Raw genomic sequence first — 15,172 nt, forward strand, 5'->3', positions numbered from 1 at the left:
GTCGCGGCTGACGAGGAAGCGACATGTCCACTCGCCGCCACCTTGCGCCTGGCACGTGCCCGAGGAGAGGGCCGCATGGTAATGCAACCCTCGTTTCCCACGGACCTGTTGTGGTTTGATCATGATCACGCCGAGGGCGGGGGCGGCACGTCAACAGGGTTGGGGTGAAGGCGTCGTGGGTGAGAGGCACATGCTGGAGGCGGCGGGGGTCGGGGCCGCGGAGGAGCGGGTGTACCGCTTCCTCGTCGGGGTGCGGGAGGCCGACGCCGCAGGAATCGCCGCGCAGTTGGGCTTCGATGTCCCCCGGGCCGAGCGGCTGCTGGCGTCCCTCCACGACAAGGGCCTGGTGGGGCGGGCCGCCGAGCCCCCTGAGGGCGGCCCCGAGCGGTATGTGCCGATGGCTCCCGACGCGGCCCTCCGCCCTCTGCTGCTGCGCGGGCACGAAGCGCTCGAATGGGCACGGCGGGGCGTGGAACAACTCGCCGAGGAGTACCGGGCGGGCGGGCGCCGGCACGACGCCGGACAGCTCGTCGAGGTGATCACCGGGGCGAGCGTGATCCGGCAGCGGCTGCGGCACATGGCGTACGCGGCCGGAGAGATGCGCTGGCTCTGCAAAGCCCGTCCGGTCGCCCTGGCGGCGGCGGAGAACGACGAGGAGTGGGAGCTGCTCGCCCGGGGGGTGCGGTACAAGACCATCTACGAGCGCGAGCTCCTGGAAGGGCCCGGGATGGTCGACAACGTTGCCCGGAGCATCCGCGCGGGCGAGCAGGCACGGGCCGTCGGAACACTGCCGGTGCGGTTGGTGATCGCCGACAACTCGACGGCCATCTGCCCCCTCGTGTACGACAGCGGAGAGGGCCGCGACGACGAGGGGAGGGCGACGGGCCCGGCCGACCGGGTGGGCGAGCCGACGGCCGCCGTGGTCCACAGCAGCAGTCTGCTCGACGCGCTGATCGCCCTCTTCGAGAGCCAGTGGGTGGCGGCGACCCCGCTGCACGTCACGGACTCCGGCGAACTGGCCGACTTCGACGGCAGCCCGCGCCCGGCGGTCCACCTCGCCGACGACGAGCGGTACCTGCTCTCCCTGATCGTCGCCGGGGTCGCCGACAAGGCCATCGCCTCCCAGCTGTGGGTGAGTCAGCGCACGGTACAGCGCCGCATCCAGGTCCTGATGCAGCGCGCCGGGGCCCTGACCAGGACCCAACTGGTGTGGCAGGCCGCGCAGCGGGGCTGGCTGGCGTAGGGACGACGCGGCCCGCCCCGGTGCCTCGCGCGCGCCGCCGGCGCGAGACGAGGTGCACGGGGCGAGGCGCGGTGACGGGGCGAGGCGCGATGCACGGGGCGAGACCGGGGTATCCGGCAAGCGGACCCGGAACCTGGCCCCGCCCCGGCCACTCCCCTCCCCCCCGGCCCTTCACGGTCCCGCCGCCCCTGCGACCGGCGGGACCGTGTCCGTCGGTCAGCCCGCCGCGCGGAAGGCCACGGTCAGCTTGGCGACGGCGCCCGCCGGATCACCGCTGAGGAGCAGGTGGTCCGCCTCGGCGAACGGCTTCGCCACCGGCTCCGAGAGGTTCTGCCCGATGCGATGCTGGACGATCAGCCGGGCTCGGCCGACGAGCTGCCGGGCCGCGGCGGTGTTCCCGAGACCGGCCGCCTGGAGGCCGCGGGCGGCGAGCCCGATGGCCCGGAGTGCCGGCTCGCCGCCCTGCGGGGTGCCGCGGAGGGTGGTGAGGCCCCAGCCGTACGGGAACTGCGGGTCGTAGCGTGTGTCGCCCACGTTCAGCGGCAGCTGGCTTTCCGACTTCGGCCAGCTCACGGGGAGTTGTCCGGTGAAGGGCCGTCGTCCGTACAGGACGTCGGCCACGCCGTCGCCCTCGGTGCCGGGCAGCCACGACGCCACGAGGGCGTCGATCGCGGGCAGCCGGTCGCCGATGAGCTGGGGACGGCCCGAGACGACGAGGACCGCGCAGGGCATCGCGGCGCAGACCCGGTCGACGGCGGCCTTGTCGGCCTCGCCGAGTTCCAGGTCGTGCCCGTTGCCGACGTCGCCGATGCCTTCGGCGTACGGCTTCTCCCCCACCACGACGACGCCGACGTCGTGTCCCGTGGTGGGCGCGGAGGCGTCCTTGGAGTAGGTGAGCGTGGTGCCGGGTTCGGCGGACTTCCGCATGGCCTCCAGGATCGTGGTGCCCGTCGTCGTCCGGCCGGATGCGCCCTGCCAGGTGACGGTCCATCCGCCGGCCTGGTTGCCGAGGTCGTCCGCGTTGGAGCCGGCCACGTACACGTTCTGCGTCGGCTTGAGGGGCAGCACCCCGCCGTCGTTCTTCAGCAGTACCTGCGAGGCGGCCGCGGCTTCCCGTGCCACCGCGCGGTGCTCCGGCGAACCGACGGACGCCAGGTGGGTGGTGTCCGCGTACGGCTTCTCGAAGAGGCCGAGGCGGAACTTCTGGGTGAGGATGCGGGCGACGGCGTCGTCGATCCGTGCGGTGGGGATGCGGCCCGCTTCCGTCTCGGCGACCAGTGTCCGTGTGAAGTCCTGGTAGTTCGTCGGCACCATGATCATGTCCAGGCCGGCGTTGACCGAGGTCCGGACGTCGCTCGGGTAGTCGCCGGGGATCTGGTCGATGGCCTGCCAGTCGCTGATGACGAAGCCTTCGAAGCCCATCCGGTCCTTCAGGACCCCGTTGATCATCTCGGCGTTCGCGTGCATCTTCACGGGTCCCTGCTCGTCGCCGAGGACGTCGAGCGAGGAGTACGAGGGCATGACCGTGCCCACCCCGTGCTTCACGGCTTCGGCGAACGGCGCGAGGTGGACGGCTTCCAGCTCCTCGCGGGTGACGCGGGTGACGCCCTGGTCGATCGTGTACGAGCCGGTCGTCGACGAGCCGAAGGCGGTGCCGCCGTCGCCCACGAAGTGCTTGGCGGTGGCGAGTACCTTGTCGTTCCGGTCGAGGTCCCGTCCGTCACGCGCGCCCTGCATCCCGTCGATCACGGTCTCCATGGCGTTGACGAGCGCCGGGTCCTCGCCGAATGCCTCGTACGAGCGGCCCCAGCGTTCGTCCCGGGTCACGCACAGGCAGGGGGCGAAGTCCCAGGGGACGCCGGTGGCCCGGACCTCCTTCGCGGTGACGGCGCCGGTCCGGGCGGCGAGGCCGGGGTCGCGTCCGGCGCCGATGCCGATGTTGTGCGGCATGATCGTCGAACCGACGACGTTGTTGTGCCCGTGGACGGCGTCCACGCCGTAGATCAGCGGGATCTGCAGCCGGGTGGCCTGGGCGCGCAGCTGGTACGCGTCGACCATGCGGGCCCACGCCTCCGGCGTGTTGGGCGTGGGGACCGAGCCGCCGCCGGAGAGCAGCGACCCCAGGCCGTACCCCGCGATGTCGCCGGGCGAGCGCAGCGCGTTGCGTTCGGCCTGGGTCATCTGACCGGCCTTCTCCTGGAGTGTCATCCGGGAGAGGAGGTCCGCGACGCGCTTCTTCACCGGCAGGCGCTTGTCGAGGTAGGGCAGTCCGTGCGCGTTGATGACGACGGCCGGTGTCTCGGCGGGCGCCTTCGCACCGTCGACGGTCAGCTTGACCGGAATCGTCTCGGCCTCCTCGCCGGCCCCGTCCTTCAGGGTCGGCACGGTGATCGAGCGGATCGTCCCGGACGGCGTCCCGGCCGGGAACTCCACGCTCCCGGACACCGGGGAGTAGTCCTTCCCCGGCTGGGCGGGGCCGCTGTCGTCCGTCGTGTACGAGACGGTGACGGGCTCACCGGTCGGCGTGGACCCGGTGGTCGTCACCGCGATGTCGATCCGGGCGGTGCCGCCCTCGGCGACGGGGTGGACCACCGCCCCGGTGACGACCCGCGTGTTCAGGGCGGGCTCGGCCTTCCCGTACAGCTCGACGCCGTCGAGGGCGAAGCGGCCGGGCGCGCCGGTCGGCAGCGTGAGCGCGTACCCCCACGTCCGGTCGAGGCCGAGGACCTGGTCGATACCGCCGACCGGCTGGTAGTCGGCGCGGTACCGGAACTCGGAGAAGGGGATCTCGACGAGGTGCCAGCCCTCCCAGTCGTCCGTGAAGGAGGTCGTCCACAGTTCGGACGCCTCGCCGTTCGCTCCGCCGTCCTTGAGCTCGAAGTTGATCCGCTTTCCGGAGCCGGGCGGCAGCGGGGCGGTGTTCTGGCCGTACCACCAGAAGCGGATGCCCTTGTGGGCGGTCCAGTCCTGGGCGGGCCGGTCGAAGGCGAAGTCGTGGGTGAATCCGCCCCAGCCGCTGATGTCGTACCGGCCTTCGAGGACCTTCGCTCCCTCAGGGGCGTCGGCGCGCTCGGCGAGGGTGAGTGCGGGGTGGTCGTCGGCGTCGCTGCCCCAGGTGAAGATGCCTTCGGCGGGCGGTCCGGTGAAAGGGACCTCCCCTTCGAAGCGGTCGACGGCCAGGGGCGCCGGGTCCCCCTCCGCACCGGGCGCGGCGACGCTCGGCACAGCTCCGGCGAGCAGTCCGGCGAGGACTGCGGTGGCGGCGAGCGCGGCGGCGCTCGCCCTCCTTCGGTGGTACGGGTGCGGCATGCGGGCTCCTCGAAGATGACGTACGGGAGGTGACTGGTTCAGAACGGCTGGTGGGTCCACTTCTGGTCGGCTGCGCCTGTACACGTCCAGGTCCGGGCGCGTGCGCCGTCGGCCGAGGAGTTGCCCGTGACGTCCAGGCACGTGTTCACGGCCGTGGTGGCGACGTCAGGCCCCCCCCCGGGGAGCAGGACCGGTGCTGGGCGGTGGTCCCGTTGCGGCGCGACACCCGGACCGGACATGACCACGCCGCTCACGAGGGGTGCGCCGCTCACGAGCGCGGCTCGGTGTGGTGCCCACCGTGCCGCGCGAACGACGCAGACCCAGACATGTAATGCACCTGACAGCCCCTTCACTGTGGAACGCCACGTTGGCACCGCGGACCGGCGAACCCGGGCCGCTCTACGTTGCCGCGAGACGGCAAGGCTTGCATCAAGGTGTGAAGTTATGAAGACAGGAGACCCCAGTCAAGCCTTTCTGCGCTCAACTCCTGAATATCGCCGACAGGTTCGAGGCTGGGAGACAGGGTTGACGGCCGCGCACGGGTGCCGGGCTCCTGTTCGCATGCGCGGTCGGGGCCGATAGGACCAGTCCGCTCCGGTCGCGGCGACGAATCAATGGGGAGAAGCACACGGGTCATCGCCTCGGCGGCTTCCTCTGCCTGCCGGCGGCCGTGGCCTGTGCGCAATCGAGGTGAGCGACATGACTGACGAAGAGTTCCTTCGACTCCTGCGGGAGGCCAAGGACAAGCAACGCCGAACCTTCCTTCGCCCTGTGTCCGACGAAGGCGACTCGCGCTATGAGCAGGCCGCCAGACACGCAGAGTTCGGTGCACCGGCGCACTGACGGGCGGCAAGGGGGCGGCGGCTGATTCCGGGGGGCGCCGAGGTTCGTATCACTGTCCCTCAGAGCCGAACGTACGCACCGGAGGACGTAACGTCCGCTCCATCCCCTCCGTACCTCAGTGTCCGATCACCCGCGGGGTGTCACCCCCGGGCGTCGCACGGACGAGGAAGACCTCGTCCTCGAAGCACCACGCCCAGTCCTCGTCCTCCGCCAGGGAGAGGACGACGGGGTGTCCGGTCTTCTCGTGGTGCGCGTAGGCATGTCGGCCACGCGAGCTGTCGCAGCACCCGACGTGCCCGCAGGTCGCGCACCAGCGCAGACGTCGCCAGCTCCCGCCGGAGATCAGGCACTCGATGCAGCCGTCGGCCGGCGCCTCCGGTTCGGCAGGCGTCGTGGCGGCGTGCGCGCACTCGCCGCCCCGCTCCGGGCGCCCGCCGTCGCGGGCCACGATCCACGGCGAGTCGGGCGAGTCGCGCGTGCCGGGCATGTCGGGCTGCTCGGCCGTTCGTTCATTTTCCTTGTCGCGTCGGTTCATCGTCCGTCGTCCGTCCGTCGTCCGTCCCTAGTCTGTCCATGCGTTCAGGCAGTGGAGAAGGGGACCAGGGCGAGAGGCTGGCTGGTGGGTTGGGGTGATCCTCCGGACGGTTCCAGAGTGATGCCCATCCCGGCCGCCTCGTCGACCGGTCCGTCGAGAAGGGTCACCGTGCTGGTGCGGTCGGGCGCGATCAGTCCGGCCGGGCGCATGGTGCCCTGGTCGTCGTACCAGAGTTGGTAGACCTTGCCGCTGGGCGGCTCCGCGAGACCGGATGCGGTGAACACCGCGCGGTCGAGGCTTCTCGACACCACCACCGTGCCCGTCGCGCCCTGCGGCAGGCCGGTCGCCGTCAGCCGGGCGTCGGGGGCGGCCCACACCGCGGCCACCATGTCCGCGGTCTGCTCGATGCGTGAGGCTTCTCGCTGTGCGGTCACCGCCGCCTGATGCTGCACGATCGCCGTACCGCCGAGCAGGACCGCCGAGGCGAGGGAGGCGGCCAGCGCCCACACCAGAGCACGGTTCCGCCGACCGGGCCGGGCGGGTACGTACGAGTCGTGCATGGGCGCCACATCCATCGCTGACCCGTCGGGGGTCAGGGGTGGCAGCTGGCGTACGTGCTCGATCTCTCGCATCACCTCCGCCTCCAGCGAGGCCGGAACCCGGGTCGATTCGGCCGCCGCAAGCCGGGCCGTGGTCTCCCTGAACCCCCGCACCTCCTCCGCACAGGACGCGCACCCGGCGAGGTGGGCCTCGAACTCCGTACGTTCCGCATCGCTCAGCGCGTCAAGGGCGTACGCCCCGGCCTGGTCGTGGAGCTCTTCCGGTCTCATGCCGTCACCCCCAGGCAGTCCCGTAGCCGAGTCAGGCCGTCCCGCATGCGGGACTTGATCGTGCCCAGCGGTTGGGCGAGGCGTTGCGCGACCTCGCGGTAGGTCAGCCCCTCGTAGTAGGCCAGGGTCACCGATTGCCGTTGCAACTCGGTCAGGCCCTCCAGACAGCGGCGTACCGCGTCCCTGTCTGCCCGCGCCTCGACCTCTTCGGCGACCTCGTCGAACTCGGCCCCCCGCTCCATGCGCGCCGCCCGCTCCTCGCGTGCCGACGCAGCCTGCTCCGCCCGCACCCGGTCCACCGCCCGGCGGTGCGCCATGGTCAGCACCCAGGAGCGGACCGACCCGCGCCCGGGGTCGTACCGGGATGCCGTACGCCACACCTCCACGAGGACCTCCTGCGCCACCTCCTCCGACATGGCACTGTCCCTCAGGACCCGCCGGATCATGCCGAAGACCGGTGCCGACAACGCTCTGAAAACCCTGGTGTACGCCTCACGGTCGCCGTGTGCCACCTTCTCCATCAGGCCGGGGAGGTCGACTTCGTAGCCCGGGGTCGCGTTCCTGCGGGCGCGCTCTGTCACAGGTGCGATTCTTCCGGACCGCGCCCGGACACCTCGTATTCGGAGCGGCAAGCCATCCGGTTTGGCGTGCGGTTTGTCGGCCGACTGCGGGTCGACGTCCCGCACGCGCCGGGAATCGCCTCCGCCGACTCCGGGGTCGGCGTCCCGCGTGGGCCGGAAATCGCATCCGCCGGCTCCCCTCCAGCCCCGCACTGGCCCCCTCCGCTTGTCCGCCCGATCATGTGTGGGGCGGGTCGCCACAGGCAGCCCGCCGACGGCCAGGACGATCAGCAGCCCACATGGTCGGGATGAGCCCGGTGCTGCGGCTGCCGCAAGCGCGGGACCCTTGGCGCCGTCGTCTGGCTCCGTACTCGATCGGCCAGAGCCAACATTTGCCCTGCATGTACCGTCAGGACATGGACGCCAGCCACCAGCCGACGCTTGATGAGATCGAAGAGCGCTTCGTTGCGCTTGTCGATGGTCGTCTGACCCGGGACGAGGCCGACCGCTGGGCCGGGCGGTGGGTGGCCGACGACCGGCTTGTCTGGGGCGACATCTCCTGGTGGGCGCTGAGCCTCCTCCACGGAATCGATCTTCCCGCAGGCGAGAGCGGCGCCTACCTGCACGACGACGAGCAGCTGCGTGCCTGGCTCGCCGAGCTGAGGAAACGCCGGACGATGTGACGTGCCCCTATCTGTCGTCCCGGCGCCGGCCCTGAACGACGACGTTGAATGGCGACTTCTCCGCCTCCGCCCCGGCCAAGGCCAGGCAGGCCAGGGAAGGATCGGATCCGAGCACTGCTCCTGCCATCCGGACCGGTGACTGATCCGAATGCAGGTCAAGAGGACGCACCGGCGTTCCGGCGGCAGAGGCGGTTGCCATGCTCACCCTGGTTCTGATCGGCCTGCTGGGCGGTCTCATCACCGCGGTCTCACCGTGCATCCTGCCCGTCCTTCCGGTCGTCTTCCTCGCCGGCGGACCGGGCAACGAGCGGCCGCAGACGGACACGGAAACAGCCCCGGGCAAGGGCACCGGCACCGGCACCGGCACCGGCACCGGCACCGGCACAACGACCACCACGCAGGCCGCGGTCGCCGTGCACGAAAGCGAAGCGGACGGTGGGGTGCTCGTCGACGCACCGCCGCGGACGGCCTCGCGGCGGCTGCGCAACCGCCGTCCCTACGCCGTGGTCACCGGTCTCGTGGTCAGTTTCGGTTTCTTCACGCTGCTCGGCGTCACGATCATCTCCGCGCTCGGGCTGCCGCAGGACATCCTGCGCTACGTCGGTCTGTCGCTCCTGGTACTCATCGGTCTGGGTCTGATCTTTCCGCCCGTGGAACGGCTGTTGGAGAAGCCCTTCGCCCGGATCCCGCAGCGGCAGGTCAACAAGGAGGGCAGCGCCTTCGTCCTCGGTCTGGGCCTCGGGCTCCTCTACGTCCCCTGTGCGGGGCCGGTCCTCGCCGCGATCACCGTGGCGGGCGCCCGTGGCGAGATCGACGCCGACATCGTGGCTCTGACGCTCGCCTTCGCCGTCGGCACGGCGATCCCCCTGCTCGTCTTCGCCCTCGCCGGGCGACGGGTCGCCGAGCGCGTCGCGGCCTTCCGGACCCGCGCCCGCAGGCTGCGGATCGTCGCGGGCGCCCTGATGATCACCCTGGCCTTCGCCCTGGCGTTCGATGTCACCACCGCGCTCCAGAGGGCACTGCCCGACTACACCGCCGCCGTGCAGAAGCAGGTCGAGGACAACGACACCGCCCGGCAGAAACTCTCCGGTCTCTACGACGACTCGAACAAGGATCTCGTCCGCTGCGAGGACGGCGTCGACGAGCTCCGCTCGTGCGGCACGGCCCCGCCGCTCGCCGGTATCTCGACGTGGCTCAACACCCCCGGCGGGCGGCCGGTCGACCTCGCCTCCCTGCGCGGCCGGGTGGTCCTCATCGAGTTCTGGACGTACTCCTGCATCAACTGCCGGCGCAGCCTGCCCCACATCGAGGCATGGGACCGGGCCTACCGCGACAAGGGGCTGACGGTCATCGGCGTCCACTCGCCGGAGTTCGCCTTCGAGAAGGACGCCGGGAACGTCGCCGACCTGCTGCGGCAGGCCGACCCCGCCGTGCAGCTGCCGCCCGCGACCGGACAGGACAACGACGAACTCGCCGCCGGCCGCACCCCCGAGACGTACCTCAGCACCCTGCGCATCCGCGGCTACACCGGCACCCCCGCACTCGTAGAGGACAAAGCCACCACGTACACGTTCCCGCCGGGCGACCTGCCGCTGGGCACCCTCTCCCTCTCCGGCACCTGGACCGCCGCCTACGAGCGGTTCACCGCGGGATCCGACGCGCGCCTCGCCTTCGCCTACCGCGCGAGGAACGCCAACCTCGTCCTCGCCGGCGAGGGCACCGTCACCGTCCTGGTCGACGGCAAGCAGACCAGGACCCTCCAGGTCCACGGCGCCCCCACCCTCTACCGGCTCACCGACGACGAGGCCCCCCGCCAGGCCCGCCTGGAACTCCGCCTGACCCCCGGCCTGCATGCCTACGCCTTCACCTTCGGGTGAGCGACCAGGCTGCCCTCACTGCGCGCCCGCGTTCGGGGCCCACCTCCGCCGGCGCGGGATCCGGGCAGGTGCCGTGTCGGGCAGCACGGGCTCCGCCCCGCCGTGCTGCGGCTCACAGGGGCGGGTCCTGCGGGGCAGCCGGTGCGCGGGCGTGCCGGCCCGGGATGGGGTGGGGTGGTGCGGTGGGTGTCGAGACGGGCGCAGCGCCGTTCACCGGCTCGGCCGATGCCGCGGGCGCTGCGTCGCCGTCGCGCGGGTCAGGACGAGGAAGGTCACTCGGGTGCGCGTGTGGCCCGGATGAAGCGGGCGCCCCATTCCTGGACGTGCGCGGCGAATTCCGGTGGGCCCAGTACCTGGAACTCGGCGCCGACGTTGCCCAGGGCCTGTGCCGGCCAGTCGAGGGAGGTGGAGGTCATGGTGAGGCGGCAGCTGTCCTGGTCGAGGGGTTCGATCGTGCCCCACTGGCCGACGACCTGCCGTACGCGCGCGAAGGGGGCGTGGACGAGGGCCTCGACGGTGTACGGGGCCGGGGCTCCGCTCGCTGCTTGGACGAAGGCCACGGCGTCCTGGGCCGGGAGGGGGCGGGGGCGGAATCGCGCCCCGGTCGCCGTCGGTTCGGTCAGCCGGTCGAGGCGGAAGCTGCGCCAGTCGTGGCGGCCGAGGTCGTAGGCGACGAGGTACCAGCGCCCGCCGAGGGCGACCACGCGGTGCGGTTCCACCTCGCGGTCGGTGGGTGCGGCGCCCCTGGATGTGTAGCCGAAGCGCAGTCGCTCCTCGTCCCGGCACGCTTGGGCGACCGCGGTGAGCACGCCCGCAGCGACGACCGGCCCGGACATGGCCGCGGAGACGGTCATCGCGCGGAGGGCGTCCACTCTGGCCCGGAGCCGGGGTGGCAGGACCCGTACCACCTTGGTGAGTGCGCGCAGGGATGCCTCCTCCATGCCCGCGATCCCGCTCTGTACGGCGTCGCCGATGCCGACGGCGAGCGCCACCGCCTCCTCGTCGTCCAGCAGCAGCGGCGGGAGGACGGCGCCGGGCGCGAGCTGGTAGCCGCCGTCCGTTCCCCGGGCCGCGTTGACCGGGTAGCCGAGCTCGCGCAGCCGGTCGACGTCGCGGCGCAGGGTCCGCTCGGACACCCCGAGCTGGTCGGCCAGTTCCTGGCCGGGCCAGTGGCGGTGGGTCTGCAGCAGCGAGAGCAGTCGGAGAGTGCGTGAGCTGGTGTTCGCCATACCGGCATCCTCCCTCGACTTCCGGCCGGAAAGTGACCGGAAGCCTCCCTAGAGTCGATCTCGAAGGCCCTACCGGACCGATGTGAGGAGCAAAGAATGATCACTCGTGAGATCCAGCTGGCCGCGCAGATCACCGCCGTCCCGACGCTCGACCACTTCACCGTCGCCAAGGCCGAGGTGGACGGCGAGGTCCTGGTGCGCACCGACCAGATCGGGCTCGCCGCGACGTACCTGGAGCTGATGCGGGCCGACTGCACCATCCCGGTGCCGGCCCGGCGGCCGGGCGAGCGGGTCGGTGTGGCCGCCATCGGCACCGTCGTCCGGTCCGACAGCCCCGAGCTCGCCGTCGGTGACCTGGTCTACTCGATGACCGGCTGGAGCGAGTACTCGGCCGGCCCGGCCGCCGGATACGTCAGGCTCGACCGCGGGCTCTTCGCCGACCCCGGCTACTACCTCGGCCAGGGGCCGACCGCCTACTACGGGATGTCCGACGTGGCGGCCGTGGGCGAGGGTGACGTGGTCTTCGTCTCCGGCGCTGCCGGTGGGGTCGGATCGCTGGCCGGTCAGATCGCCAGGTGTCTCGGCGCGGCGCGGGTGATCGGCAGTGCGGGAAGCCCCGCGAAGGTCGACTACCTGGTGAACGAACTCGGTTACGACGCCGCTTTCGACTACCACGACGGCTCTTCCGCCGACCGGTTGAGGGAGCTCGCGCCCGAGGGCATCTCGGTGTTCTTCGACAACGTGGGCGGCGAACAGTACGAGGCCGCGCTACAGGCGGCCACGCCTGGTGCGCGCTTCGCCCTGTGCGGCTCGCTGTCCAGCCAGCTCGGCGACGCGGCGGAGCGCTTCCCCAAGCCCGACCGTGCAGCGGCCGAGGCCAAGGGCATCGACCTGCTGCCGTTCTCCTGCTACCACACCCCCGCTCAAATCACGGCGTGGCGAGACCACTTCAGCACATGGCTCGGCGAGGGCCGCTTCACCTACCCCCAGACGGTCGTCGAGGGCGGTATCGAGGACGTACCGCAAGCGTTCCTCTCGCTGCTCCAGGGTTCCTACCAGGGCAATGTCTCGGTGCGTCTGTCGTGACCACACTCACTCTCCGGGCCCTGAACCGGGCCCTGATGGACCGGCAGTTCCTGCTGGCGCGCACCGATCGCACCCCGCTGGAAGTGATCGGGCGACTGGTGGCACTGCAGGCACAGGAGCCCAACTGGGCCTACGTCGGCCTGTGGAGCAGGATCCACGGCTTCATCCAGTCCGACCTCACCACGCTGCTGGAGGACCGTCAGGTGGTCCGCTCCGGCCTGCTCCGCAGCACCCAGCACCTCGCCACGGCGGACGACTACCGGCGACTGCGGCCGCTGCTGCAACCCGTACTCGACCGCACCGCCGGCTCACCCCACTTCACCCGCAACAGCACCGGCCTGGACACGGCATCCTTGGTGGCCGAGGGACTCGGCCTGCTCGCGGGCGGGCCCCTCCCGCGCAAGGAACTGGCCCAGCGGCTGGCAGAACTCCACCCCGGACGCGACGGACGCATCCTGGCCGGAGAGGTCGAACTGCGCACTCCCCTAGTCCACGGTGTGGCCACCGGCGCCTGGGGCTCCTGGGGCAACCGATCGGCGGTCTCCGTCACGCCCGCGGAGGCGTGGCTGGGGCAGCCGATGGCGACGGCCACCGCCAAGGAGTCGGTCAAGGAACTGATCCGTCGCTACCTGGCCGCCTTCGGCCCGGCCGGGGTGATGGACGTCCAGGCTTGGTGCGGGCTGACCCGCCTGGGCGAGGTCGTCGCCGAGATGCACGCCGAACTGCGCCGCTACTCCGGCCCAGAGGGCCGAGAACTGATCGACCTCGCCGACGCGGAACTCCCCGATCCCGAGAGCCCTGCCCCCGTACGGCTCCTGCCCGCCTTCGACAACGCCCTGCTCGGCCACGCCGACCGGACCCGCGTCATCAGCGACGCGGACCGCAGACTCGTGATGCCCGGGCAGGCGCAGGTACGACCCACCTTCCTGGTGGACGGCCGGGTGCACGGCACTTGGTCCCTCCACGCCGGGACACTACGACTCACCCCTTTCCGGACGCTCCGCCCCACCGATCAAGCGGCCTTGGAACAGGAGGCCAACCGCCTGCTGCCGTTCGTGGGAGGCAGCCGACTGTCCTTGAGTGAACCGGCTGCCACCCGGTCGTCGTAGAGCCCTGCCCAACCGTTCGAGGGATTCACGCTTTCCGCCCGGATCGTCGGACCAGAGCATCATCATTGATCCATGACCGTACCCAGCCTTGCCCAGCGGCTTGCCGACCACGTTCAGCATCACCTCGGCGGCGGTCCGTTCCCGCAGCCAGGCGGATGGACCCACATGGGTGCTGTCATCTGCGACGTCAGCTTCCAGCCCCGCTGCACCTATGAGACGACCCTCCGGCCGCGGCTTCTCCGGCTCCAAGTGAGCTGGCCGGACGCGAGCACAGTCCGCGGGTTCCAGAGCCGGCTCGCCACGGAAGATCTTGCCGTCGCCATGCGGTTCAACCACGCTCGGAAGGTCGCGACGGCCCATGCCATCACCGAACTCCTGGCCGCCAACGGGGTCGACACCCGCGACGATCTCCACGCATGGCTCGACCACCAGGCCAATCGCGCCGCTCTGCGAACGGTGAAGGGGGTGGGGCCGAAGAGCATCGACTACATCGGCAACCTTGTCGGCCGTTCACAGGTCGCCGTCGACGTACATCTGCGCGCCTTCGCCGCGGATGCCGGCGTCCCGGATCTCCGATACGAGCAGCTGCGCGCAGTGTACGAGGAGGCCGCGGCACTTCTCCGGCACGACAGAGGTGGTCTGGAGCATGCCGTGTGGCGGTACAAGTCAGGGACTGTGTAGTCACCGCTCGTGCGGCCCACCACGGGCAGTTTCGACCTGCCCGCTCTGTCATCCCAGCGGCGTGCGGTGGAGGTTGACCAGGAGGCGCCAGACGCGTTCGGCGATCTGTGTGGGGGTTGCCTCGATGAGTCCGTGGAGCCAGTCGGCGAGTACGCCCGCGAAGGTTGCGGCTACGGCCGAGGCGACCAGGTCGGGCTCGGGGGCGCCGGCCAGGGTGCGTTCGGTGCGGCTGCGGGCGCGGAGCTCCTGGTGGAGTACGAGGCCGAGTGGGCCGCTGCCGCCGGGGCGGAGCAACTCGCGGTAGAGGGCGGTGTGCGGGGCCATGCGATCGAAAAAGGCGGGCAGTGCCGGGGGTGGAGTGGCGGGGTCGGGTTTGCCGCGCCAGGCGTGCAGCGCGTCCACGGCCTCGCGTACGACGTCGGCGCAGGCATCGACGGCAAGGGCTTCCAGGTCGGCGTAGTGGAGGTAGAACGTCGCGCGCCCGACCCCCGCCCTGCGTACCAGTGCGGCGACGCTGACCTGTGCGAGCGGCCGATCGGCGCACTCCTCCAGGAGGGCTTCGCGCAGCCGGGCTCGGGTGCGCGCGGCCCGGGGGTCATCCGGTGTGGCGCTCACCGGGCGAGCAGGACGGCGCCGAGCGCTACCGCGCCGGGCAGTGCCTGGGCGACCAGGATGCGGCGGTTGGCGGTGAGGCCGCCGTACAGCCCGGCGATGAGGACGCAGGAGAGGAAGAAGACCTTGGCCTGGAATCCGGTGGGGTCCTCGGCGATCAAGGACCAGACGAGGCCGGCGGCCAGGAAGCCGTTGTAGAGGCCCTGGTTCGCGGCGAGTGGGGCGGTGGCGCGGGCGAGCTCGGCGTCGAAGCCGGAGAGCTCGCGGCCCGGGCGCTTCTGCCACAGGAACATCTCCAGGACCAGGATGTAGGCGTGCAATGCCGCCACCAGCCCGACCAGCACGTTCGCGGTGGTCTCCATCAGCAATGCACCTCTCGGATTTTGTTGGACACCTGTCCAGAATACATGGACAGGTGTCCAGGAATTGCCCCTCCGCCGTTCGCCGCCCGTCAAGTGGGCTGATTGAACACAAAAGCAATAAGTATTACTTTTGGGACGTTCGGCACTTCTTCGCCTCCCCCACACCGGAGAGCCTGGAAGGGGGAAGCCACAGGGGGCCACCCAGGAGGCCAG

15 protein-coding genes are annotated in these 15,172 nt (G+C 71.1%); 7 read left to right on the forward strand and 8 right to left on the reverse strand.

Going from position 1 to position 15,172, the window contains the following annotated elements; translation table 11 throughout:
- Positions 1–190 precede the first annotated feature (190 nt).
- Positions 191–1,243, forward strand: coding sequence for a helix-turn-helix domain-containing protein (locus ACFVZH_RS21105; RefSeq protein ID WP_384899162.1), 1,053 nt, complete (start codon positions 191–193; stop codon positions 1,241–1,243).
- 216 nt (positions 1,244–1,459) lie between these two features.
- On the opposite strand, the gene ACFVZH_RS21110 is transcribed toward ACFVZH_RS21105, so the two are convergent.
- Together ACFVZH_RS21110 and ACFVZH_RS21115 are read right to left on the reverse strand one after the other, a co-directional pair.
- Positions 1,460–4,552, reverse strand: a complete 3,093-nt coding sequence (locus tag ACFVZH_RS21110) for a glycoside hydrolase family 3 N-terminal domain-containing protein (RefSeq protein WP_384899045.1) — start codon at positions 4,550–4,552, stop codon at positions 1,460–1,462.
- Between the two features lie 38 nt (positions 4,553–4,590).
- Positions 4,591–4,791, reverse strand: coding sequence for an RICIN domain-containing protein (locus tag ACFVZH_RS21115; protein WP_384899164.1), 201 nt, complete (start codon positions 4,789–4,791; stop codon positions 4,591–4,593).
- A 460-nt stretch (positions 4,792–5,251) separates the two neighbouring features.
- Here ACFVZH_RS21115 and ACFVZH_RS21120 point away from each other — a divergent pair, with 460 nt between their 5' ends.
- Positions 5,252–5,395, forward strand: coding sequence for a hypothetical protein (locus ACFVZH_RS21120; RefSeq protein ID WP_384899047.1), 144 nt, complete (start codon positions 5,252–5,254; stop codon positions 5,393–5,395).
- A 115-nt stretch (positions 5,396–5,510) separates the two neighbouring features.
- On the opposite strand, the gene ACFVZH_RS21125 is transcribed toward ACFVZH_RS21120, so the two are convergent.
- From ACFVZH_RS21125 to sigK, 3 genes are all read right to left on the reverse strand, one after another.
- Positions 5,511–5,843 carry a UBP-type zinc finger domain-containing protein gene (locus tag ACFVZH_RS21125; protein WP_384899166.1) on the reverse strand — a complete coding sequence of 111 codons (333 nt, stop codon included), beginning with the start codon at positions 5,841–5,843 and terminating at the stop codon, positions 5,511–5,513.
- 131 nt (positions 5,844–5,974) lie between these two features.
- Positions 5,975–6,760, reverse strand: a complete 786-nt coding sequence (locus tag ACFVZH_RS21130) for an anti-sigma factor domain-containing protein (RefSeq protein ID WP_384899049.1) — start codon at positions 6,758–6,760, stop codon at positions 5,975–5,977.
- Positions 6,757–7,341 carry an ECF RNA polymerase sigma factor SigK gene (gene sigK, locus ACFVZH_RS21135; protein WP_384899051.1) on the reverse strand — a complete coding sequence of 195 codons (585 nt, stop codon included), beginning with the start codon at positions 7,339–7,341 and terminating at the stop codon, positions 6,757–6,759. Before sigK ends, ACFVZH_RS21130 begins: the two co-directional genes overlap by 4 nt.
- Before the next feature lie 395 nt (positions 7,342–7,736).
- On the opposite strand from sigK, the gene ACFVZH_RS21140 reads away from it, so the two are divergent.
- Both ACFVZH_RS21140 and ACFVZH_RS21145 read left to right on the forward strand, forming a co-directional pair.
- Positions 7,737–8,003 carry a hypothetical protein gene (locus tag ACFVZH_RS21140; RefSeq protein ID WP_384899053.1) on the forward strand — a complete coding sequence of 89 codons (267 nt, stop codon included), beginning with the start codon at positions 7,737–7,739 and terminating at the stop codon, positions 8,001–8,003.
- Positions 8,004–8,200: 197 nt separating this feature from the next.
- On the forward strand, positions 8,201–9,880 hold the full coding sequence (locus tag ACFVZH_RS21145; protein ID WP_384899055.1) for a cytochrome c biogenesis protein CcdA: 1,680 nt from the start codon (positions 8,201–8,203) through the stop codon (positions 9,878–9,880).
- A gap of 272 nt (positions 9,881–10,152) precedes the next feature.
- Here ACFVZH_RS21145 and ACFVZH_RS21150 read toward each other — a convergent pair whose 3' ends face one another.
- Positions 10,153–11,109, reverse strand: a complete 957-nt coding sequence (locus tag ACFVZH_RS21150; RefSeq protein WP_384899057.1) for a helix-turn-helix transcriptional regulator — start codon at positions 11,107–11,109, stop codon at positions 10,153–10,155.
- Between the two features lie 96 nt (positions 11,110–11,205).
- Here ACFVZH_RS21150 and ACFVZH_RS21155 point away from each other — a divergent pair, with 96 nt between their 5' ends.
- The 3 genes from ACFVZH_RS21155 (at position 11,206) to ACFVZH_RS21165 (ending at position 13,985) form a co-directional block, all read left to right on the forward strand.
- Positions 11,206–12,195, forward strand: coding sequence for a zinc-binding dehydrogenase (locus ACFVZH_RS21155; RefSeq protein WP_384899059.1), 990 nt, complete (start codon positions 11,206–11,208; stop codon positions 12,193–12,195).
- Entirely contained in the window at positions 12,192–13,304 is a 1,113-nt protein-coding gene (locus ACFVZH_RS21160; protein WP_384899061.1) for a winged helix DNA-binding domain-containing protein, read from the forward strand. The genes ACFVZH_RS21155 and ACFVZH_RS21160 overlap by 4 nt, the downstream gene beginning before the upstream one ends.
- Before the next feature lie 72 nt (positions 13,305–13,376).
- A complete protein-coding gene (locus ACFVZH_RS21165; protein ID WP_384899063.1) occupies positions 13,377–13,985 on the forward strand; it encodes a hypothetical protein in 609 nt (202 codons plus the stop codon).
- Between the two features lie 48 nt (positions 13,986–14,033).
- Here ACFVZH_RS21165 and ACFVZH_RS21170 read toward each other — a convergent pair whose 3' ends face one another.
- Both ACFVZH_RS21170 and ACFVZH_RS21175 read right to left on the reverse strand, forming a co-directional pair.
- Positions 14,034–14,600, reverse strand: coding sequence for a TetR/AcrR family transcriptional regulator (locus tag ACFVZH_RS21170; RefSeq protein WP_384899065.1), 567 nt, complete (start codon positions 14,598–14,600; stop codon positions 14,034–14,036).
- Complete coding sequence (locus ACFVZH_RS21175) at positions 14,597–14,959, reverse strand: DUF1304 domain-containing protein (RefSeq protein ID WP_384899067.1); 363 nt, start codon at positions 14,957–14,959, stop codon at positions 14,597–14,599. Before ACFVZH_RS21175 ends, ACFVZH_RS21170 begins: the two co-directional genes overlap by 4 nt.
- Between the last annotated feature and the right edge of the window lie 213 nt (positions 14,960–15,172).

The sequence above is a fragment of the Streptomyces sp. NPDC059534 genome (assembly GCF_042743475.1).
Lineage (GTDB): Bacteria > Actinomycetota > Actinomycetes > Streptomycetales > Streptomycetaceae > Streptomyces.